General features: G+C 64.6%; 18 protein-coding genes. 15 read left to right on the top strand and 3 right to left on the bottom strand.

Annotation, left to right across the window (positions count from 1 at the left end):
- Position 1 precedes the first annotated feature (1 nt).
- The 15 genes from AC0L21_RS09425 to AC0L21_RS09355 all read left to right on the top strand — a co-directional run bounded on the left by AC0L21_RS09425 (position 2) and on the right by AC0L21_RS09355 (position 18,822).
- On the top strand, positions 2–772 hold the full coding sequence (locus tag AC0L21_RS09425) for an ABC transporter ATP-binding protein (RefSeq protein WP_473260502.1): 771 nt from the start codon (positions 2–4) through the stop codon (positions 770–772).
- On the top strand, positions 772–1,476 hold the full coding sequence (locus AC0L21_RS09420; protein ID WP_473260499.1) for an ABC transporter ATP-binding protein: 705 nt from the start codon (positions 772–774) through the stop codon (positions 1,474–1,476). Before AC0L21_RS09425 ends, AC0L21_RS09420 begins: the two co-directional genes overlap by 1 nt.
- A gap of 13 nt (positions 1,477–1,489) precedes the next feature.
- Positions 1,490–2,371 (top strand): branched-chain amino acid ABC transporter permease, encoded by an 882-nt coding sequence (locus AC0L21_RS09415; RefSeq protein ID WP_211397438.1) that lies wholly within the window; start codon positions 1,490–1,492, stop codon positions 2,369–2,371.
- Entirely contained in the window at positions 2,368–3,387 is a 1,020-nt protein-coding gene (locus AC0L21_RS09410) for a branched-chain amino acid ABC transporter permease (protein ID WP_473260495.1), read from the top strand. Before AC0L21_RS09415 ends, AC0L21_RS09410 begins: the two co-directional genes overlap by 4 nt.
- Positions 3,347–4,297, top strand: coding sequence for a polyphosphate kinase 2 family protein (locus AC0L21_RS09405; protein ID WP_473260493.1), 951 nt, complete (start codon positions 3,347–3,349; stop codon positions 4,295–4,297). The genes AC0L21_RS09410 and AC0L21_RS09405 overlap by 41 nt, the downstream gene beginning before the upstream one ends.
- 956 nt (positions 4,298–5,253) lie before the next feature.
- Positions 5,254–7,584 carry a mechanosensitive ion channel domain-containing protein gene (locus tag AC0L21_RS09400; RefSeq protein WP_473260491.1) on the top strand — a complete coding sequence of 777 codons (2,331 nt, stop codon included), beginning with the start codon at positions 5,254–5,256 and terminating at the stop codon, positions 7,582–7,584.
- A gap of 646 nt (positions 7,585–8,230) precedes the next feature.
- Positions 8,231–9,229 carry a Bug family tripartite tricarboxylate transporter substrate binding protein gene (locus AC0L21_RS09395; RefSeq protein ID WP_473260488.1) on the top strand — a complete coding sequence of 333 codons (999 nt, stop codon included), beginning with the start codon at positions 8,231–8,233 and terminating at the stop codon, positions 9,227–9,229.
- Positions 9,230–9,269: 40 nt separating this feature from the next.
- The gene (locus tag AC0L21_RS09390) at positions 9,270–9,716 is read left to right on the top strand and encodes a hypothetical protein (RefSeq protein ID WP_473260486.1); all 447 of its coding nucleotides are present in this window, start codon (positions 9,270–9,272) and stop codon (positions 9,714–9,716) included.
- A gap of 270 nt (positions 9,717–9,986) precedes the next feature.
- On the top strand, positions 9,987–11,639 hold the full coding sequence (locus tag AC0L21_RS09385; RefSeq protein WP_473260484.1) for an NAD-dependent malic enzyme: 1,653 nt from the start codon (positions 9,987–9,989) through the stop codon (positions 11,637–11,639).
- Positions 11,640–11,903: 264 nt separating this feature from the next.
- Positions 11,904–12,296: a BlaI/MecI/CopY family transcriptional regulator gene (locus tag AC0L21_RS09380; protein ID WP_027519509.1), complete on the top strand. Its 393-nt coding sequence runs from the start codon at positions 11,904–11,906 to the stop codon at positions 12,294–12,296.
- The gene (locus tag AC0L21_RS09375; RefSeq protein WP_473260482.1) at positions 12,293–14,815 is read left to right on the top strand and encodes a M56 family metallopeptidase; all 2,523 of its coding nucleotides are present in this window, start codon (positions 12,293–12,295) and stop codon (positions 14,813–14,815) included. The genes AC0L21_RS09380 and AC0L21_RS09375 overlap by 4 nt, the downstream gene beginning before the upstream one ends.
- A 166-nt stretch (positions 14,816–14,981) precedes the next feature.
- Positions 14,982–16,433 (top strand): DUF1800 domain-containing protein, encoded by a 1,452-nt coding sequence (locus AC0L21_RS09370; protein ID WP_473260479.1) that lies wholly within the window; start codon positions 14,982–14,984, stop codon positions 16,431–16,433.
- 2 nt (positions 16,434–16,435) lie between these two features.
- The gene (locus tag AC0L21_RS09365) at positions 16,436–17,686 is read left to right on the top strand and encodes a DUF1501 domain-containing protein (RefSeq protein WP_473260474.1); all 1,251 of its coding nucleotides are present in this window, start codon (positions 16,436–16,438) and stop codon (positions 17,684–17,686) included.
- A 349-nt stretch (positions 17,687–18,035) separates the two neighbouring features.
- Positions 18,036–18,551: a septal ring lytic transglycosylase RlpA family protein gene (locus tag AC0L21_RS09360; protein WP_473260471.1), complete on the top strand. Its 516-nt coding sequence runs from the start codon at positions 18,036–18,038 to the stop codon at positions 18,549–18,551.
- 115 nt (positions 18,552–18,666) lie between these two features.
- Complete coding sequence (locus AC0L21_RS09355; protein ID WP_014493103.1) at positions 18,667–18,822, top strand: hypothetical protein; 156 nt, start codon at positions 18,667–18,669, stop codon at positions 18,820–18,822.
- 21 nt (positions 18,823–18,843) lie between these two features.
- Here AC0L21_RS09355 and AC0L21_RS09350 read toward each other — a convergent pair whose 3' ends face one another.
- From AC0L21_RS09350 to AC0L21_RS09340, 3 genes are all read right to left on the bottom strand, one after another.
- On the bottom strand, positions 18,844–19,149 hold the full coding sequence (locus AC0L21_RS09350; protein ID WP_473260468.1) for a hypothetical protein: 306 nt from the start codon (positions 19,147–19,149) through the stop codon (positions 18,844–18,846).
- Between the two features lie 88 nt (positions 19,150–19,237).
- Positions 19,238–19,510: a hypothetical protein gene (locus AC0L21_RS09345; RefSeq protein WP_473260466.1), complete on the bottom strand. Its 273-nt coding sequence runs from the start codon at positions 19,508–19,510 to the stop codon at positions 19,238–19,240.
- A gap of 130 nt (positions 19,511–19,640) precedes the next feature.
- Positions 19,641–22,331, bottom strand: a complete 2,691-nt coding sequence (locus AC0L21_RS09340; protein ID WP_473260463.1) for a flavin-containing monooxygenase — start codon at positions 22,329–22,331, stop codon at positions 19,641–19,643.
- Positions 22,332–22,529 lie beyond the last annotated feature (198 nt).

The raw sequence follows: 22,529 nt of genomic DNA, 5'->3' as shown, positions 1-22,529 counted from the left end.
GGTGCTGGAAGTCAGCGGGCTGGTGAAACGGTTTGGTGGCTTCACCGCCGTCAACAATGTGTCGTTCAAAGTCGACCAGGGCGAGATCCTCGGCCTGATTGGCCCCAACGGCTCGGGCAAGAGCACGATCTTCAATATGCTATCGGGCACGCTGGCGCCGACGTCCGGTTCGATCCAGTTCGACGGCTCCGAAATCGCAGGCCTTCCGCCGCACCGGATCATCAACAGCGGCATCGGTCGTACCTTCCAGATCCCGCGCCCGTTCCGCCGCCTGACGATCTTCGAGAACGTCGCGCTCGCCGGCTTCTACGGCCAAGGCCGCCACAGCCGCGTCAAGGCCGAGGGGGCGGCCGAACGATCGCTCGCCATGGTGGGCCTGCCGACCGACCGCCATGCCAGTGTCGACGGTCTGGGTGCAGCGGGGTTGAAAAAACTGGAGCTGGCGAAAGCGCTAGCCACCGCGCCAAAACTTCTGCTGGCCGATGAGAGCCTCGGCGGTCTCGATGAGGCCGAGATGGGGCAGGCGGCCGACATGCTGCGCAACATCCGCGACGAGCTCGGCATTACCATCATCTGGGTCGAGCACATCATGGGCGTGCTGATGCGCGTCGTCGATCGCGTCATGGTGCTCGATCACGGCGAGAAGATCTCGGAAGGTTTGCCGAGTGCCGTTGCCGGCGATCCCCGCGTCATCGAGGTCTATCTCGGCACCGATGCCGAGACCACGCAGGCCGCGGCCGCCGCAGCGCGCCGCCGCGCAGGGGTGCAGTGATGCTGGAGCTCCGCGGCGTCAATGCCGGATATGGCACGTTCCAGGCACTGTTCGACGTCGACCTCGACGTGAAGGCGGGTGAGGCTGTCGGCGTGATCGGGCCGAACGGCGCCGGCAAGACCACATTGATGCGCGTCATCTCCGGGCTGATCCGTCCCTCGCGCGGGTCGATCAGAATGGAAGCCGTCGACGTCGTGGCCACGCCGCCGCACAAGATCGTCAGCCTCGGGATCGCGCATGTGCCGGAAAACCGGCGGCTGTTCCCGCAGCTCTCGGTCGACGACAATCTCAAGATGGGCGCGTTCATGAAGGAGGCGCGCGGCCAATACGCCGAGCGGCTGGACGTGGTGTTCGATCTGTTTCCGCGCCTGAAGGAGCGACGCCACCAGATGGCCGGCACCATGTCCGGCGGCGAGCAGCAGATGTGCGCGATCGGTCGCGCGCTGATGTCGAATCCAAAGCTGCTGCTGCTCGACGAGCCGTCGGCGGGGCTGGCGCCGGTCGTGGTGCAACAGGTGTTCGATCTGGTGAAGCGGATCCGCGCCAGCGGGCTGACCGTGCTGATCGTGGAGCAGAACGTGCAGCAGGTGCTGAAAGTGGTCGATCGCGCCTATCTGATCGAGGCGGGCTCGATCAGGTCCTCGGGCACTTCGGCCGAGATGCTGGCGAGCGACACGGTCAAGGAAGCGTATCTCGGGGTGTGAGGTTCATCGGGGCATGCAAGCATTTTTCGACATTTTCGACATCTACCTGCTGGAGGCCGTGATCAACGGCATCCTGCTCGGCGGCGTGCTGGCGCTGCTTGCGCTCGGGCTCAATTTGATCTTCGGCGTCATCGACGTAACCTGGATCTGCTACGCAGAGCTGGTGATGATCGGCATGTACGCGATGTATTTCCTGGTGCAGTATTACGGCATCAGCTATTTCCTCGCAGCGCCGCTCACCATCCTGCTGGTCGCGGTGCTCGGCGCGGCGCTGCACTACTTGGTGATCGCGCCGCTGCTCACCGCGCCGCCGATCAACCAGTTGCTTGCGACCGGCGGGGTGCTGTTCGTGCTGCAGAGCTTTGCCACCGTGGCCTTCGGCATCGACTTCCGCAACCTCGGCATTCGCCTGCCGGTGCTCGCCTTCGGCGACATGAATTTCAGCTACGCACGACTTCTGTCCTTCCTGGCGGCGCTGGTCGGCATGGTCGCGGTCTATCTGTTCATGACCCGGACGTTCACCGGCACCGCGATCCGGGCGATCTCGCAGGACCGGCAGATCATGGCGCTGATGGGCGTCGACACCAAGCGCATCTATCTCATCACCTCCGCGATCGGCGGGGGGCTGGCCGGGCTAGCAGCGTGCTTGCTGGTGCTGCAATATGACGTGCATCCCTTCGTCGGCCTGTCGTTCGGGCCGATCACCTTCCTGATCTGCGTGCTCGGGGGCTTAGGCAATTTCATCGGCGGCTTCATCGCCGCCTTCGTGTTCGCCGAGATCATCTCGCTCGGCGGCCTGTTCTCCGATCTCGAATGGGGCTATGTGCTCGCCTTCGCCTTCTTCATCGTCATGATGTTCATCCGGCCCGCGGGCCTGCTCGCGAGGCGCCGATGATGGGGCGGGGACGGCTTGCAGCTTGGGGGATCGGATTGGCGGCGCTGGTCGCACTGCCTTTCGTCTATCGCGATCCCTATCATCTGCACATCCTGGTGCTGATCCTGATCTGGTCGTTCGCCTATACGTCATGGTCGATGATGGGGCGGTTCGGCCTGGTCTCGCTCGGCCATGGCGGTTTCATGGGCATCGGCGCCTATGTCACCGCGCTACTCTGGAATCACCTGGGCTGGTCGCCCTGGATCGGCATCCCCATCGGCATGGTCGCGGCCGGCGCACTGGCGCTGATCGTCGGCTATCCCTGTTTTCGCTTTCGTATCACCGGGCACTATTTCGTGCTGGTGACGCTCGCGCTCTCCGGCATCGTGCTCCAGGTCATCACCGCGACGCGCGACTACACCGGCGGCTCGCTCGGCTATACGCCGAACCGGGCCGCGGGCAACAAGCTCTGGTCGCTGCAATTCGACGACAAGATCACCTGGTACCTGATCGCGCTCGGGGTCTGGCTGTTCGGCATCGTGGTCTGGCACTGGGTCGACCGCAGCATGGCGCGCTACGCACTGGAGGCGATCTCGGAGGACGAGGACGCCGCGGCCGCCGCCGGCGTCGACGTCACCGCGGAGAAGCTGAAGATTACCCTGCTCAGCGCGCTGATGACGGCGCTCGCCGGCGCGATCTACTGCCAGTACCAGATGTTCATCACGCCCGACACCGTCAGCGGCATCGCGGTGTCGCTCCAGATGGTGTTCGCGGCCATCGTCGGCGGCCTGTTCGTCTCGCTCGGCCCGACCTTCGGCGCTGTCATCACGATTATGCTGGCCGAGACCCTGCGCATCGGTTTCGGCACCAAGGCAGTCGGCTGGGACAATCTCGTCTACGGCGTGCTGCTCGTGCTGTTCATCATATTCCTTCCGAAGGGCATCCTTGGTAGCTTGCTCGAACGATTGAAGCCGCAACGCAAGGTGCCCCGCGCTCATGAGCAAGAAGCCGTCCAAATCGCTCGCCCAGGAACTTGACCGCTACATCACGCCCTTCCGCTACGACGGTTCGGGCAAGTTTCATCTCAAGGAGCACAAGACCGACGAGAAGGGCGATCTCGACAAGGAGAAGGCGCAGGAGCTTCTCGAGGCCAACAAGAAGCGGCTGATCGCGTTTCAGGAGAAGCTCTACGCCCAGGATCGCTGGTCAGTGCTGATCGTGTTCCAGGCGATGGACGCCGGCGGCAAGGATTCTGCGATCAAGGCGATCTTCGAAGGCATCAATCCGCAGGGCTGCGCAGTCAGTGCCTTCAAGGCGCCGAGCAGCAAGGAGCTCGATCACGACTTCCTCTGGCGCCACGCGGTCGCGCTGCCGGAACGCGGCCATATCGGCATCTTCAACCGCTCCCATTACGAGGAATGCCTGGTGACGCGCGTGCATCCGGAAATCCTCGCCAAGGAGAAGCTGCCGCCAAAGCTCGTCACCAAGAACATCTGGAAGGAGCGGTTCGAGGACATCTCTGCCTGGGAGCGCTATCTCTCGCGCAACGGCACCGTGGTGCTGAAATTCTTCCTCAATTTGTCCAAGGACGAGCAGCGCGAGCGCTTCCTCGACCGGCTGGAGGATCCGTCCAAGCAGTGGAAGTTCTCCATGGACGACATCAAGGAACGCGCGCTGTGGCCGCGCTACCAGGCGGTCTATCAGGACATTGTCCGGCACACGGCAACGCCTCACGCGCCGTGGTATGTCGTGCCGGCCGACCACAAATGGTTCGCCCGCGTCGTGATCGGGTCGGCCATCGTCGCGGCGCTCGAACAGCTCGATTTGCGCTTCCCCCGCGCTGACAAGGCCTCGCTGGGCGAATTCGACGAGGTGCGCAGGGCGCTGGAGAAAGAGGAGAAGGCGGACAAGAAACAAAAAACGCGAAAACAACCCCATGCACAGTAGCCGGGGATAACGAAATCAATGGCTTGAAGGTCAGATCGAGAGATTGCGGATTTATCGAAGAGGTTTGACTCGTCGGGCAAAACAGGGGTATAATGTCATCATCCCCAATCCCTCTGTACCCACGCGCAACTCGTAGCAGACGCGCTCTACATTTGCGGGAAGGGCAGTCTTGTAACTCGTCCACTTCTCGTGTTCGGCAGCGGCGTGTCCGTCGCGCCGGAATGGAACGCGTCCTCAAATGTGATACCGCAGCCGTTGATCGTGCTTGACAGTCTTGCGTCACGGGAGGACCATCGCAATGGTCGCAAACAAGCGACGCGCAACGTCCACATCAAGAGCAAGGGGAGGTCTATGACACCACCTCCGCAGATCCAGCCGCGTTAAGTGCGATGGAGCTCGTTCGGACTATCGCATAGCGGCAGAAATCGCGAACGGCACGCCGGGCCAAGGTCTAGTGGGCTGCATCAGTGTGGCATAGCCCCTACCTGCCCGGCGCTGTACCCTGCATCACATCGATTGCATCACAGCGATCATGTCGGATGGCCGTGACTAGGCCGCCGCGCTTTTGACATCCTGCTTCTCTCCTCCTCCTCATCGCGTCATTCCGGGCCGACTCCCGGAATGACGCAGGGTGACCGCATATCAGGGCGAGCGCACATGGCATCTCAGCGGCGCCTGAGCGAGCGCCTCGTCCTTCGAGACGACCGCTTCGCGGTCTCCTCAGGATGAGGCTCAGCTGCATCCATCTCCATTGAAATGCTGCCGCATACGGTCCCTCGGCTTGAAATCGCGGTTCCCGCTTCCTGCACCGCGGCAAATGCCAAGAGAATGTCGCCTCATTGGCCAACTTCCGACACAGCGCCGGGGCGAATAGCGTCGATCCGACATGATGCATGTGCTTCGGCGGTGACGGTCCCGACGTCGCCGTCGCATTCATTTTTCCCAGGGAATCCCTCGTGTCGCATAAGCTTGCCTCCGCGCTTCTTGCCGCGCTCTTGATCGCGATTTCGTCTCTCTCCAGCGTCAGCGCCGCGCCGCCTGCGCCGGCGACAAACAGCGCTGCCACGGTGTCGCCCGAGGAGGCCAAGCGGGCGCTGGAGACGCTGCAGGACGACAAGAAGCGTGGGCAGATGATCGATACGCTGCGCGCGATCGCCAATGCGTCTGGTGCACAGCAGTCCGCGCCCGAGCCAAAATCGCCGATCCCGTTGGCGGCCGACGGCCTCGGTGCGCAGCTCATGCTCACCGTGTCCGAGGAAATCGGCGAAATTTCGCGAGACGTCGCCGATATGGCCAGGACGCTCACGCACTTCCCGGCGTTCTATTACTGGATCGTGCGGACCGCGAACGATCCCGCGGCCTACAATCTCCTGATCGAGATCGCCTGGAAACTCGCGCTGGTGTTCGGCTGCGCCTTTTGCGCCGAATGGGTGATGTTCCGTCTGATCCGGCGCCCCGTCGTGTTCCTGGAAGGGCGCATGCCGCAAACGGCGCGCCTGCCGGTGCAGGTGTTGCCCATTGCCGATCCGCCGTCGTCGGTGGCCGATGTCACCCCCGCGCCCGAACTGTATAGGCGCCGCCACAGCCTGGCGCGGGCCTGGCAGATCATGCTGCGGCTGCCCCTCGTGCTGGGACGCTTTCTGCTCGAACTGCTTCCCGTGTTGGTCTTTGTCGGCGTCGCCACGGCGCTGCTCGGCACCGAGATCGGCGAGTCCACCACCGTCCGCCTCGTAATCCTCGCGGTCGTCAACGCCTATGCGTTCTCGCGCGGGCTCATCTGTGTGGTCCGTGTGCTGGCGGGACCGTTCGGCTTGTTTCCGGTCAAGGCCGAAACCGCCGCCTATATCGAGATCTGGGCGCGCCGCATCGTCGGTGTCGCCGTCTCCGGCATCGCCGTTGCCAACGTTGCGCTGCTGCTCGGCCTGCATCGCGCCGGCTATGCCGCGCTCTTGCGCATGGTGATGCTGGTCGTTCATCTCTTCGTCGTCGTCATCATCCTGCAATGCCGCCGCCAGGTCGCCGAAGCCATCCGCGCGCCGGCCGACCGGCAGGGGATCGCGGCGGGACTGCGCAACCGCATCGCGGGCGGCTGGCACTATCTTGCCATCGCGCTCGACCTGGCGCTGTGGGCCGTGTGGGCGCTGAACATTCGCAACGGCTATTCGTTGCTGCTGCAATATTTCGTCGGCACCATCGCGGTGGCGCTGATCACGCGCGTTGCCATCATGCTGACGCTGGGCCTGATCGACCGCGGCTTCCGCATCAAGCCGGAGATCCTCCAGCGCTTTCCGGGCCTCGAGATCCGCGCCAACCGCTATCTGCCGCTGCTGCGCAAGATCGTATCTGGCGTCATCGCCTTCATCGGCCTGGTGGCCGTGCTCGAAGTCTGGGGCGTCGATGCCATCGTCTGGTTCTATGGCGGCCAGATCGGCGGCCGGCTGATCTCGGCGGTGGTGACGATCGGACTTGCCGTATTCATTGCAGCTGCGATCTGGGAAGCCAGCAACGCGCTGCTGGACCGCCAGATCAATTCGCTGTCGCGGGACGGGCACTATGCCCGCGCCGCGCGGCTGCGGACTTTTCAGCCGATGCTGCGGACGGCCTTGCTGTGCGTGATCGCCACCGTCGTCGGCCTCACGGCGCTCAGCGAGATTGGCGTCAACGTCGCGCCGCTGCTGGCGGGCGCCGGCATCGTCGGCATCGCCATCGGTTTCGGTTCGCAAAAACTGGTGCAGGACCTCATCACCGGCCTGTTCCTGCTGCTGGAGAACACCGTGCAGGTCGGCGACAGCGTCAGCGTGTCGGGGCTATCGGGCGTGGTCGAGAACGTCTCGATCCGCACGATCAGGCTTCGTGCTGGCGACGGTGCCGTGCACATCGTGCCGTTCAGCGCGGTGACGACCATCACCAATGCCAGCCGCGGCGCCGGGAACGCGTCCGTCAGCGTCAACGTCGCCTACAAGGAGGACACCGACCGCGCCGGTCAGATTCTCAAGGACATCGTCGACGAGATGCGCCGCGAGGTGGAATTCCGCAGCCTGATCCGGGGCGATCTCGAGCTCTGGGGCATCGACAAGGTCGACGGCGCCATGGTGTCGATCGTCGGCCAGATCCGTTGCACCGAGGCCGGCCGCTGGCCGGTGCAGCGCGAATTCAACCGCCGCATGAAGCAGCGTTTCCAGCACAACGGAATCGAGGTCGCATCGGCCACCCAGACCATCCTGATGCACATCGCGCCACCGGCCGATAGCGCTGCCCATTTGACGCCAAGGCGAGCGGCAGGATAGGGCGTGCACCCCTAAACGTCGGCTTACCAATCCAAAGCGGAAGTCTCCCACCTTGCGTGTGATCGGCGGCTCGTGACCCTGAAGCGACATTCGGTCGGCATCCGCTGAGTTAAGGCTTGGTGTTGTACAGCGCGACGGCAAATGCAGTCAAAGCTACGCCTGAGCACAAGGTTACGATCAAGGCCCTCAAATATCGCAACCTGTAACGCTTCCCTGAGGCTGAAAGCTCGTCGGGGAAAAGAACAGCATTTAGCCGCCAGACCCTTACAGTCCATCGGCGCGGTCCGCCAGGAGCGATATTCAGAACCGCACGGATCCCGAAATAGCTTCCTACGACGGCGGACACCATTGTCGCGAAGAATGCGACAACTGTGCCCAACAAAAGAACATTGCGAACCATGGCGCTTTAATATCAGGCCAAAGCCGCAATGTCGCCAGTTGGCCCAACTCGGACCTAGGATGAGGTGCCCCAACACGGCCGGTATCGGAGGCAGAGCGGACCTCACACGAAGTGCAGCGCGGGTTTATGAGTACATGTCCTAAGCGGTCCGGCATCATTTCCGGCTTGCCTCCATCCGTCCGGCAGCGTTCACTCCGGCTCCAGCCCCCTGACAACATGCGGGCAACAAAAGGGTGGGAGAGACTGATGCGGGGGCGGTGGGCTGGACTGCGCGATTATGTGATCGCCATTTGTGCGTTGCTCGGATGTGCGGCGTGGACTGCTCCTGCGAGCGCCCAGCCGTTTCCGTCCCGCCCCATCACCCTCGTGGTGCCGTTCGCGGCGGGCGGCCCGACCGACACGCTGGCGCGGATCCTGTCCGAACGCATCGCCGCCGAATTGCACGCGACAATCGTCGTTGAAAACGTGGCGGGCGCGTCCGGCAGCATCGCCGGCGCCCGCGTCGCGCGCGCAACGCCTGACGGCACCACGATCACGATCGGCCATTGGGGCACGCATGTGCTCAACGGCGCCATCTTCAAGCTGCCCTATGACGTGATCGCCGACTTCGAACCGGTCGCGACGATCGCGATGGGCACGCAGCTCATCGTCGGCCGGAAGTCGCTCGAGGCCAACACTCTGAAAGAGATGATCGCGTGGCTGAAGGCCAATCCCGGCAAGGTGACTGCCGGTACCGCCGGCGCCGGCACGGGAGCGCACGTCGCCGGTGTCTTCTTCAAGGAGAGAACCGGCACCGACTTCCAGTTCGTGCCCTATCGCGGCGCGGGGCCCGCCATGATCGACCTCGTGGCCGGGCAGATCGACATCATGTTCGATCAGGCCTCGAACTCGCTGCCGCACTACAAGAACGGTGCGATCAAGGCGTTCGCGGTGACGTCGCCGACGCGGCTCGCCTCCGCGCCCGATATCCCGACTGTCGACGAGGCGGGGCTGCCCGGCCTCTACATCTCCTATTGGCACGGCATCTGGGCACCGAAGAACACGCCGAAGGAGATCGTCGCAAAACTCAACGCGGCCATCGTCGCCGTGCTCGCCGACGCTTCCGTCAAGCAGCGGTTCGGCGAATTGGGGCAGGAGATTCCTCCGCCCGATCAGCAAACGCCCGCAGCGCTCGGAGCCTTCCAGAAGGCCGAGACCGAGAAATGGTGGCCGATCGTGAAGGCCGCCGACATCAAGGCGGAGTAGCGCTGTCACCTAGCGCGTGTACTCATCAAAGCGGGCCGCCTTGGCTCAGGTGACGGGTCAACCTGCCGGCAACCATATCGACAGGAGACGCGAGCGTATCCATGGAGACAAGCACAGATTGCCAGTGCGTCTCGCGCAAAGTTTGCCATGTTTCCGGGAAGCGCAAACCATGTTGCCCGCAGATTACGTTTTTGGCCTGGCTAGCGCGCTAGTCCTCACGTTCAACCTTTACTTTGGACCTCGTATCAAGCGCGAACAGGTTGCAATGCAGTGGGGCCGTAACGGCGAGCCGACGTGGTACGCCCCAAAATGGATGGTGATGTGGGGAATGATCGCCTTCATGGCGGCTGTTCGGCTGTTTATTTGGCTGGCTTCCACATACGCGCCGCAACGTGTGCACGGTTTCGAGCTGGGCATAGTCATTTTCTCGGTAATTGCCGCAGGCTCCCACCTCTTCGTGTTGATGAAGGCGAGAGCGGCACGGTGAACGAGATTGCGCAAGTCGGCTACGGGGTCACACGTCGCCGATCACGCTCCAGGTGATACCTTAGCTTTGCCTTGGCGTTTGTGAGTACACGTCCTAGGCGGCCCCCTCATGCCGAGGAGCGCCAGCCTTGCGGCGTTAACCTTTGCCTCTCACGAAACCTCGCTGCGGTGCGGGATCACGATCCTTGCCGCAGGCTTCTGCGTCCTTGATCTCGGGTGAGCGCTGGCCGACAATGACCGCCCTTCAATAAGAAACTCCCTGGGGGAATTCGTGAATAGACCGGCTCGGGTCAGCGCCCATTCGACATCGTCCGATTCCGTGCACGGCATGGCGCTGCTGCGCGATCCCCTGCTCAACAAGGGCACCGCCTTCACCGCGCAGGAGCGCGATGCGCTCGGCCTGCGCGGTTTGCTGCCGCCTTGCGTGCTGACGATGGAGACCCAGGTCGAGCGGGTGCTCGTCAATCTGCGCACGCTGCCGACCGATCTCGAAAAATATGTCGCGCTGAATGCGTTGCATGATCGCAACGAGGCGCTGTTCTTCCGCGTCGTCGTCGACAATATCGACGAGATCCAGCCGATCATCTACACGCCGACGGTCGGGCTCGCCTGCCAGAAATACGGCCTGATCTTCCAGCGCCCACGCGGCATGTTCATCTCCTCGCGCGATCGCGGCCAGATCGCCGAGATCCTGAAGAACTGGCCCTATCCGGCCAAGCTGATCGTCGTCACCGATGGCGAGCGCATCCTCGGCCTCGGCGATCTCGGCGCCAACGGCATGGGCATTCCGGTCGGAAAGCTCTCGCTCTATTCGGCCTGCGCCGGCGTGCATCCCGAAACCTGCCTGCCGATCGTGCTCGACGTCGGCACCAACAACGAAGAGCTCCTGAAAGACCCGTATTATCTCGGCTTGCGCGAGCGGCGGCTCACGGGCGAGGCGTATGACAGCTTCGTCGACGAGTTCATGGTCGCGGCGCGAAAGACCTTTCCGGGGGTGCTGATCCAGTTCGAGGATTTCGCCAATCACTCGGCGTTCAAGCTGCTGCACAAGTATCGCGACGAGGCCTGCGTCTTCAACGACGACATCCAGGGCACCGCTGCGGTGGCGCTTGCCGGCCTGTTCTCGGCCCTGCGCGTCAATGGCGGCAAGCTGAAGGATCAGCGAATCCTGTTCCTCGGCGCGGGCGAGGCCGCGACCGGCATCGCCGATCTCGTGACGTCCGCCATGATGGCGGAAGGTGCCTCTGAAGCCGAGGCGCTCCGCCGCAACTGGCTGGTGGATTCCCGCGGCCTCGTCGTCGGCGGCCGTGAAGGCCTGTCCGGCCACAAGCTTCGTTACGCCCATGCCGACCAGGCGCCGATCGCCGACTTCCTCACCGCGATCAGGACGCTGAAGCCGACGGCGATCATCGGCGTTGCCGCGGTCGGCGGCGCCTTCACGCCCGACGTGCTCAAGGCGATGGCCGAGCTCAACGAACAGCCGATCGTGTTCGCGCTCTCCAATCCGACCTCGAAGGCCGAATGTTCGGCGGAGGACGCCTACCGCTACACCGGGGGCCGCGCGCTGTTTGCCTGCGGCAGTCCGTATGACCCGGTCAAGCTCAACGGCCGCACCTTCGTGCCGCGCCAGGGCAACAACTCCTACATCTTCCCGGGCGTCGGCCTCGGCGTCATCGCCAGCCGCTCGCGCCTGGTCACGGACGAGATGTTCATGGCGGCCGCCCATACGCTCGCCAATTGCGTCGGCAAGGACGATCTCGCGCAAGGCAGCCTCTACCCGGCGCTGCCGCGCATCCGCGAGGTCTCGGTCCGCATCGCCGCCGCCGTTGCCGACGTCGCCTTTCAGCGCGGACTCGCGGACGGACCCGCGCCCAACGACGTGAAGGGACTGGTTCAGTCACAGATGTACGAGCCGAAGTACTGACGCCGCCGCGCGCCCCAACGGCGCGGTTCGTACGCTAATCCTTCCACATCGTCATGGCCGGGCTTGTCCCGGCCATCCACGCGTTGCTCTGGGCACGAAGGACGTGGATGCCCGGGACAAGCCCGGGCATGACGACGGTCGGAATTCAAACCCCGGTTCGGTCAGCACGCGATACCATTTCAGGTAGAAACCCCGTTGCGCGGCGCGGCTGTATATGCGACGCTCTGTAGCGCTACAAGAAATTCGAAATCAAGGTAAGCCGCCATGGACGATCGTTTGCCCGAACTGGGCGACCTCGAGCACGAGGTCATGCAACTGGTTTGGGCCCATGGTCCTGTCACGGCCGAGGTGGTGCGCGAGAAGCTGTCGCGTCGGCTGAAGGAATCGACGGTCCGCACGGTGCTGCGCCGGCTGGAAGAAAAGGGCTATGCTCGGCACACGGTGGACGGACGCACCTATGTCTACCACGCAGCCGAAGCGCGCGCGCGGGTTGCGGCCAAGGCGGTGCAGCGCATCGTCGACTGGTTCTGCAACGGCTCGATGGAGGAGGTCCTCGTCGGCATGGTCGACAATGCAATGCTCGATCAGCAGCAGTTGCGCACACTGGCCGATCAGGTGGCCAAGGCGAAGAAGGCGAGGGGAGTGAAGAAAGAATGATCGCAACTCTGGCGGAGGCGGCGCTGCGCTCCCTTGTGCTGGGAGGCGTCGTCTGGTTCGGTCTCAACCTGTTTCGCGTGCGCAATCCGCACGTCCACATGACGGCGTGGATCGTCGTGCTGCTGGCGTCCGTGGCTATGCCGTTCGTGATGCATTGGCCGGCGGTGACGATCACCCGGCTGCCACTGCCGTTACCCGTGCCGGATGATGTCCTGCCTGCGGATATCTCGATGCTCGAGATGCCTCAGCCGATGCAGCCGATCGCGTCCAGCGCGGCGATAGTTGCGCCGGCGCAGAGCGGCCTCTCCGTCAATTGGTGGCTGATCGCCACAATCGTCCATGTCGGCGTCGCCAGCCTGTTGCTGCTGCGGCTGGCCATCGGGCTCTGTCTGACCTGGCGCCTCGCGCGCGCGGCAAGGCCGATCAACGGTCTGCAGATGGTCGACGCCGATGTGCGCGTCAGCCGCGAGGTCGGCGGTCCCGTCACGTTTGGCTCGACCATTCTGGTGCCGCCGCAATTTGCCGGCTGGGACGCCAAGAAGCGCCTCGCGGTGCTCGCGCATGAGGGCGCGCATGTCGCCAACCGCGATTTCCATATCCTCTTGCTCGCCTCCCTCAATCGCGCGGTGTTCTGGTTCAGCCCGTTCGCCTGGTGGCAGCTCGCGCACCTTGCCGAGCTCGCCGAGATCATCAGCGACGCCGAGGCGATCGAGGTGATCGACGACCGGCTGTCCTATGCGGAAATCCTACTTGATTTTGCAAGCACGGTAAGCCCGCGGCCCGTCGAGCTTGCGATGGCGCGGGCCTCGACCGTGCGCGCCCGCGTCGAGCGCATCATCGCGACTGCCGCGATGCCCGTCGCGGTCGGCTGGCGCAAGCGGCTGTGGATCGCGGCCGCGATCGTCCCGGCCGTGATCGTGTCCGCCGGCATGATCGCCTATCGCACCCCGGAGCCTGCGCCGCTCGCCGCGGATAGTGGAGAGGTGCCGGCCCAGCATTACCGCCCCTTCGTCAATTTCTACGCCATGGGCCCGTCCTCGGTGTTCGCCATCTTCCGCGAAGGCGACGAGGTCTATGGCCAGCTCACCGGGCAGCGCAGATTGCGCCTGACGGTGGGCGGTGACGGCACCGCGTCCTACCTGGCTTCGTCCGGCGAGATCACGTTCCCGCTCGATGCTGCGGAGCGTCGCTCCACCGAGCTGGTGCTGCGCGTGAACGGACGCGACGTGCGCGCGCTTCGCGTCGCCGAGATGCCGGCGCCGATGACCGAAGCTGCCTCGCTCGATCAATATGTCGGCTGGTACAGGATTGCGCCGAACCGCGTGCTCACCGTGCGCCGCGATGGCGATCGTCTCTGGTTGCAGGAAACCGGGCAGGGCACGACGCAAGTCCTGGCCGAGGGCACTGATGCCTTCTCCTTCCGCGGCGACCATCTCGTCATCTTCCTGCGCGACGAGCAGTCGAGGGTCTCGCGCGTGTTGCTACAAAGCGCGGTTTTCGGCGCGCGCCTCGCAGCCCGCGTCGATGCGGCGGTGGCACAGGCGGTCGAAGCGGATTTCGCGCGTCGCCTTGCCGAAGTCCCCGATCGCTTCAGGGAGCAGGTCCCGGCGGTCGGCGGCAAGGAGATGATCTTGCGGGGGATCGAGGATCTGCGCGCCGGCACCCCGAACTACGACCGCATGAGCGCGCCGCTCGCGGCCAAGATCCACCGCCAGCTCAATGAAATGCACGCGACGTTCGTTGCGCTCGGCGGATTGGAATCGATCTTCTTCCGCGGCGTCGGCCCCGGCGGCTACGACATCTATGGCGCGAAGTTCGAGAACGGCACGGCCGAATTCCGCCTGTTGATCGAGCCCGATGGCAAGGCCGGCGATGTCATCTTCCGGGCCGACGGCAACGACGAACTCGGTGGCATCGTGCGCTGCTCGGAGGAGGCGAACGTGCGCGGCCGCGCCGGCACGTCGCCGATCCGGATCATGGTCTATAACGAGATGGGCGACGACATCCAGGTCTTCAATCTCGATTTCGACGGCAATCGCAAGACGCAGAGCGTCGTCAGGCCCAACATGACCTGGGCTTCCACCACCACCGTGAACAATCCGTGGGTGATTGCCGACAAGTCGGGACGGTGCATGGAGATCCTGGTGCCGGGCCGGCAAACGCGTTTCCACAATGTCGAGGCTTCCAACATCGGCGCGCGTCCGGGTCGCGCAGCGCGGCGCGCCATTCCGATCGCCAATGGCGAGGAGATGCTGCGCCGTTACATCGAGGGCGTCGGCAGGGGACAGCCGGACTACGAGCGCATGACGTCGGAGGTCGCCGACATCACACGCCAGCAGCTTCCGTTCGATCAGGCGATTCTGACGCGGCTGGGTGCGCTGCGTGCGGTCTCCTTCCGCGGCGTCACCGCACTCGACAGCGACATCTATGTCGCGCAATTCGCCAACGGTTCGGCGGAATGGCGCATCGGTGTCAGAAACGGCACGATCACGAAAATCGCGCTCGGGCCAAATTTCTAGGACGATTGCCGCTGCCGCTCTGCGGGACCGGCGGCTCTCGAGTTGTTGACGGCGCTGTCTCAATCTCCGCTTGCCGGCTCTCGTCGTGAATGCTACGATCGGTAGCATTACAGTTCGTAGCCTGCGCGGGTACCGTCGGCAGGCTTGTAAGAATTGGGCATTCGCCATGAGCAGTTCTGCAAAGGCCGAGGCCGTGCTGGCGCTTCATCGCTTCGGGATGGGGCCGCGTCCGGGATCGATCGCGGCTGTCGGGACCGACCCGCGTGGCGCGCTGATCGCCGAACTCGACCGCCCGCTCGTCCTGAACGCCGCCGCGAGTCTTCCCTCCAGCGCAAAAGCGTATCGCACCGTGGCCGATGCCAATGCGCGGCGCGCCGCGCGCGCCAAGCAGGCCCAGCAGCAGGCTAAAAAGCAGCAGACGGCGTCCGCGCCGACAATGTCGGAAGACCAGACGCAAGGGCAGGGTGCGGACAAGGATGCCGCCGAGATGGCGGCGAAGCAGGCAGCCGACGCCATTCCCGATCCCGGACGTCCGATCTATTTGCAGGAAGCCAAGGTGCGCACGGAAGCTGCGCTTTCCGCCGACATCGGTTTCGCCGAGCGGCTGGTGTGGTTCTGGTCCAACCATTTCTGTGTCTCGGCCAACCGGATCCAGAGCATGTCCGGCGCCTATGAGCGCGAAGCCGTTCGCGCAAATGCACTCGGCCGATTCGTCGATCTCCTGCTGGCTGTCGAGGGGCATCCGGCGATGCTGGTCTATCTCGACAATCTCGGTTCGATGGGCGCGAACTCGACGGCCGGCATCAACCGCAGCAGCGGTCTCAACGAAAACTTTGCCCGCGAGATCATGGAGCTGCATACGCTCGGCGTGCGGGCCGGCTACACCCAGGACGACGTCATCAGCTTCGCCAATGTGCTGACCGGCTGGACGCTGGTGCCGCCGGGCGCCGATCCTCAGCACGGCGGCGATTTCACATTTAATCCGCGGCTGCACGAGCCCGGCGGACAGACCGTGCTCGGCAAGCGCTACGAGCAGGAGGATGCCGAGCAGGGCCGCGCCGTATTGCGCGACCTCGCCGCGCATCCCGCGACCGCGACCCATGTCGCGACAAAACTCGCGCGCCATTTCGTCGCCGACGAGCCGCCGCCGGTGCTCGTCGAGCAGATGGCAAAAACCTTTCGCGACACCGAAGGCGATCTCAAGCAGGTCGCGATTGCGATGGTGTCCTCGGACGAGGCCTGGCGCGGGCCGCCGTCAAAGCTCAAGCGTCCCGGCGAATGGGTCGTCGGCATGGTGCGCGCGACCGGCATCACGGTCGTCGATCCCGTCCGCTTCACCGGCGGCCAGGAACTGCTCGGCGAGGCGCTGTGGCGTCCGTCGGCGCCGAAGGGCTATCCGGACGACGAGGCGAGCTGGATCGACGGCGTCGGCCGGCGGCTCGACGTCGCCAACAATTTTGCCGAGCGCGTGGCGGCCACGGCTGATCCTCAAGCGATCATTGAGGATGTCTTCGCATCGGAGATCGCGCCCGAGGTGAAGCAGGCCGTTGGCCGTGCCGAGAGCCGGCAGCAGGCGGTGGCGCTGCTGTTCATGTCGACGGATTTTCAGAGGAGGTGAGCATGGGCGTCGTCAATCACTTGCCCACGCGGCGCGAGCTTCTGGTCGGATCCGGCGCGCTGTTCGCGTGGAGCCAGATGCCGCGGATCGCGCGCGCAGAAGGGCGCGATCCGCGCCTGCTGGTCATCGTGCTGCGCGGCGCGCTCGACGGCCTGGGCGCGGTTGCGCCGGTCGGCGATCCCGACTGGATCTCCTTGCGCGGCGATCGTGCGCTGGTGCTGGACGGCAAGACGCCGGCGCTGCCGCTCGATGCCTTCTTCGCGCTCAATCCGGCGATGCCGAACCTGCATCGGCTCTACAAGAGCGGCAAGGCTGCGATCGTCCATGCCACCGCGACGCCCTATCGCGAGCGTTCGCATTTCGACGGCCAGGACGTGCTGGAAAGCGGGCTCGTCAAGCCGGGCATGACCAGCTCGGGATGGCTCAACCGCGCGCTGCTCGCGCTGGAATCCGGCGGGCGTGTCGACCCGCGCGACAGCCGCGCGCTCGGCATCGGTTCCGTGACGCCGCTGGTGGTGCGCGGTTCGGCGCCCGTCATGACATGGGTGCCGCAGCGATTGTTGCCGGCGAGCGAGGACACCCAGAACCGCCTGCTCGATCTCTACCAGCACACCGATCCGAAGCTTGCGACCGTGCTCCAGGCCCGCATGAAGCTCGCTTCGCTCGGCGGCGCATCGGGCCCGGGCGATCCGATGTCCGACGATCCGACCTTGGCGCCGCCCGGCATCGCGCGCGTCCGCGCCTACTTCGCCGAAGCCGCCGGCACGGCCGCGCGCTATCTCGCCAAGCCCGACGGTCCGCGTGTCGGCGCCATGGGCTTCGTCGGCTGGGATACGCACATCGCCGAGGGCGCGGCCTCGGGCCAGCTCTACAATCTGCTCGGCGCGCTCGACGGCGCCTTTGCCGCGATCGAGAGCAACATGGGTGAGACGTGGCGCGAAACGGTCGTGGCCGTTGTCACCGAGTTCGGGCGAACCGCGCGCATCAACGGGACTCAGGGCACCGACCACGGCACGGGCACGGTCGCTTTCCTGATCGGCGGCGGGCTCAACGGTGGCCGCGTGATCGCGGACTGGCCGGGTCTGAAGCCGGCGCAGCTCTTCGAGGATCGCGATCTCAGGCCGACCACGGATTTGCGCGCGGTGTTGAAGGGCCTGCTGAGGGATCACCTGCGCGTCGACGAGAAGGTGCTCGCAGACGCCGTCTTCCCCGGCAGCGCTGACGTCAAACCGATGGGAGGCCTCGTCGGCTGACGACGCGGCTTTCGCAACCGGATCGGGTTCATGATGTGCATGCTGACACAACGGGAGCTCGACTTACTCGCCAGCTTGAAAACCAGCTGGCCGTGGCTCTATCGGCGCGAGCTCGCGCGGCTCTCGAGGGGTGGCGCCGAGCCTGGCGAGGTTCAGCCGGAGACGCGCCCGACGGTCTGGCGCGTCGTATCGGGCTTCTCCCGGGAGTCTGTCTCGATTCAGGACAAGCCAGTGTGGTGGAATCGCCACAGCTAAACCCGAAACGGCTGCGGCCTCAGGCGCGCTTTCGTTCCGACAAGGTTCTGCCCTCATTGCCCACCGAAACTCGGGGCCGTTCGGAGGGCGCATCATGTCTCGATTTGCACGTGCCGAAAATGCCCGGATTTCGCCGGCAACCCTGTGCCGGATACTGCTCGCCATCATCGGCGCGGCGTCGCTTGCGGCGTGTGCGCAATCGCCCGTCGGCCGTCAGAAGGCCGATCTCGGCACCCACCGCCAAGCCGCTGTAGAACGACCGCACAGGGTGGCGGCGCTGCATCCCCGTCCGATCAGCCGGGCGCGCGTCCCCGGCGGTGACGCAAAGCAAAGCGTCTCGCACGGCATCGCCAGCTTCTATTCGGATACGGAGACGGCGAGCGGCGAGAGGTTCGACAAGAACGAATTGACCGCGGCCCATCCCAGCCTGCCGTTCGGCACAAAGCTGCGCGTCACCGATGTCTCATCCGGCCGCTTCGTCACCGTCAGGATCAACGATCGCGGGCCCTACGTTCGCGGACGTGTGGTCGACATCTCTCCCTCCGCGGCCGAGGCGCTCGGCATGGTCGACAAGGGTGTCACCAATGTCCGGCTCGACGTGGTGCAATAATTTGCAGTGACATCGATCCGAAACGCTCTGCTTAACCGGCTGTTAGGCGCCACCAGCGCACCATGGATACCCAAACAATTGGGGACTCCTAATCGGAGCTCTTGGGGGGCGGCGTTTGAACACGATCCAGTATCTTGAAGATCAGGCCGCACGCGCCGAGCGGCTGGCCAAACGGATCACGGATACATTGACGATCGAAAAGCTCCTGACCTTCGCGGGCGAACGCCGCCGCGAGATCGAGGTCATCGCCGGCAAGTACCGGCGCGCCTGATTTTCATCATCCCATGCACGCTCAGCTGTGGCTCTCGACGAAGTCGCTGAGATAATCGGGTAGCGTCACGCCATCGATGTCACAGCGCGCCCGAATCTCGCCGGCGACCTCGGTCGAGATATCCTTCATCCAGTGCTCGAGCGTGTTGAACGAGATGACCCTGACGGGGTCGTTGAAGCAGCCGGCGACAAGCTCGCCGATCGTGGCGTCGAGATCGCTTCGCTCGATAGGGATTTCGGTCGCCTTGTCGAGGCGATCGATCACCACGAACAGGGTCTGGTCTGCGCCATAGGGCACGACCGGGGCTGGCACGCCGGCTTCAAGCATGTGAGGCACTCACGCCTTCGTCTCCGATCACCATCAACGGGAAAAACCGGAAGAAGGTTCCTGCGCTCAGCCGGTGCTTCTGCGGGGATCAGAGAAATTCTCTCAGCCGCGCCAGCTCCGTGATGTGCTCGGGCGAGAGGATGTCGGTGACCAGCGGCGGCTGCGCGATCGTGCGGATCTCATAGAGATGCCTGGTCGCCGCCGGTTTCGCCATGAACGCCGAGATGCATTCGTCGAGCGTGCCCTCGATCACCTGGTAGGACGCTCGGTCCGACCGTCGCTGGTTCGCAAGCGATGGCCATTTATGCAGCACCGCAAGGACACCAAAATCGACCTTTGAATCCGCAATCACATCCCCCATCGTCCCGCCTCACGCAAAAAGAACCCCGGCACACGATCGTGCGTACCGGGGCCTACACCGATTACTGCATCTCAATGCCACAGCACCAAACGCCATGACCGGGAAATAGTTCCCGGCCAATTGTTCGCTTTCAGCTCGCGGCCGCCGCGATCCTCTGTCCGGGATTGGTGCGGCCGTGGCTGGTCTCATCGCCGCGACCAACTTCGGGCGGCAGCCCGGCGAACCGCCTCAAGGCCTCGGCCATCTGCACCCGGCCCGGCGCGCCGGTGATGATCACGTCCACCATCGTGAAGGACGAATGGAAATGACCGGGCGCCTTGAGCTGCTCGACCGGGACGCCGGCGGCTGCCATCGCCTCGGCATAGGCGATGCCTTCGTCGCGCAGCGGATCGAATTCGCAGGTGACGACGAAGGCCGGCGGCAGGCCTGCGACCTTGCCGCGGAGCGGCGAGGCGCGCGGATCGGTGCGGTCGGCCGGCGCGCAATAGAGGTCCCAGAACCAGTACATCAGCGAGCGAGTCAGGAAATAGCCGGTCGCATTGTCGTTGTAGGAGGGGCGGTCGAAGCTGCAGTCGGTGACCGGGCAGATCAGGAGCTGGCCCGCGATCTCAGGGCCGCCGCGATCGCGTGCAAGCTGGCAGGTGACGGCGGCGATGTTGCCGCCGGCACTCCAGCCCGCGACCAGCACCGGGCCCGGCCTGCCGCCGAGCTCGGCGGCGTGCTCGGCAATCCAGCGCGTCGCCGCATAGCCGTCTTCGGCCGCGGTCGGGAAACGATGCTCGGGCGCATGACGATAGCCGACGCTGACGAGCATCATGCCGGTTCGCCGCACCATGTCGCGGCAGAACGGCTCGTCCGACTGCTCGTCGCCGAGCACCCAGCCGCCGCCGTGGAAATAGACCACCACGGGATGCGGCCCTGATGTTGCCGGCTTGTAGACCCGATAAGGCAAGGGACCGTCGGCGCCGGGCAGCGTGCCGTCGACGATCTCGCCGATCGGCCGTCCAGCGGGACGGCCCTTGTTGAACTCATTGACGAAGGCGCAGGCGCCTTCCGCACCCATCGACTCGATCGGCGGCAGGTTGAGCGATGCCAGCAGGTTGAGCACCAGCCGCACATCGGGCTGGAGGCGCACCACCTCGCCGTCATTGCATTGCGCGGCGACGTTGGGACCGGTCAGCTTGAAGCCGAGCATGCCGCGGCTGACCACCTCGTCGCAGATGCTGCGATAGGGACCGACGCCGCCGGTATAGGGCATCAGGCCCTGCACCTTGCCGGGCACGTTGGCGCCCGTGTACCAGGTGTTGGCGAGCCGGTGCAGCGTCACCATCGAGCAGTCGGCCATGTGCCTGTTCCAGCCGGCCTGCGCCGTCTCCGTTGGCTCAATCGTGGTGAAGCCGGCGTCGCGCAATGCTTTGAGCCGGTCGACGACCCAGTCGACATGCTGCTCGATCGACACCGCCATGTTCGACAGCACCGAGGGGCTGCCGGGCCCGGTGATCATGAAGAAGTTCGGAAAACCCTCGACCGTGAGCCCGAGATAGGTCTGCGGCCCCTGCGCCCAGACGTCGGTGAGCGACTTGCCGCCACGTCCGGTGATCGGATGCACGGCGCGGATTGCGCCGGTCATGGCGTCGAAGCCGGTCGCGAACACGATGACGTCGACGTCGACGCTGCGCTTGGCCGTCGTGATCCCACTTGCGGTGATCGCCTTGATCGGCTCCCGGCGCAGATTGACCAGCGTGACGTTCGGCCGGTTGTAGGTCGCGTAATAGTTGGTATCGAGGCAGGGGCGTTTGGCGCCGAACGGATGATCGTCCGGCATCAGCGCCGCGGCGGTCTCGGGGTCTTTGACGGCGGCGCGGATCTTCTCGCGGATCAGGTCCTGGACGATCTTGTTGCCGTCGAGGTCGACCGCCTGGTCGGCCCAGAGCTGGGTCAGGATGTGGACGAGGTCGCCGGCCGCCCAGGCACGCTCGAACCGTTCACGACGCTCGGCATCGCTTAATTGCCAGCTCACGACCGTCTGCTGCGGATAGGGCACGCCGGCCATCGACTGGCGCGCCTGCTCGCGATAGGCCGCACGATCGCCTTGCAGCAGGCTCATGCGATCGGAAGGCGCAGGACCGTTGTGCGCCGGCAGCGCGAAATTCGGCGTGCGCTGGAACACGGTCAGGTGTGCGGCCTGCTCGGCGATCAGCGGGATCGACTGAATGGCCGACGATCCCGTGCCGATCACCGCGACGCGTTTTCCGGCGAGATTGACGCCGTCATGCGGCCAGCGTCCGGTGAAATAGACCTCGCGCTTGAAGTCCTTGACGCCGTCGATCTCCGGCGGCTTCGGCGCCGAGAGGCAGCCGGTGGCCATGATGTAATGGCGGCAGGAGACCGGCGCGCCATTGTCGGTGGTCAGCTGCCAGCGTTCGGTCGCCTCGTCCCATTTCGCTTCGGTGACCTTGGTCTTGAAGCGGATGTCAGGCCTGAGATCGTAGCGGTCGGCGACGAAGCCGAGATAGCGCAGGATTTCGGGCTGGGTCGCGTATTTCTCCGACCAGGTCCAGGCGGTCTCGAGGTCGGGATCGAAGGTGTAGCTGTAGTCGATGGTCTGGATATCGCAGCGCGCGCCGGGATATCGGTTCCAGTACCAGGTGCCGCCGACATCGCCGGCTTCTTCGAGGCCTACCGCCGTGAGGCCGGCCTTGCGCAGCCGGTGGAGAAGATAGAGGCCGGCAAATCCGGCACCGACCACGGCGACATCGACCTGCTGACTGGTTCCGCGCCCCGCGACAGAGGCACGTGCAGCAACCATTGCATCAGGCATGGCATTTCCTCCCGTGTGTTTTGTTTTGCCGGCAGGCTATCGCTGCAGGTTCGGCTTGTCATCAGAACAAGTGCAATCTTCGGTGGCCGTTTGCGGCGTCATCGTGGCTGCGCGAACGTTGCTTCAATGCACGCATCGCGATGCACAATGGCCGTGATTACCCGGGCTAATCATGTACGATCCGTCTGTGTATGCTTG

The organism is Bradyrhizobium sp. WSM4873 (genome assembly GCF_055811355.1).
The sequence above is the reverse complement of the archived record's forward strand: the minus strand, read 5'-3'. Positions and strand labels throughout refer to the sequence as shown.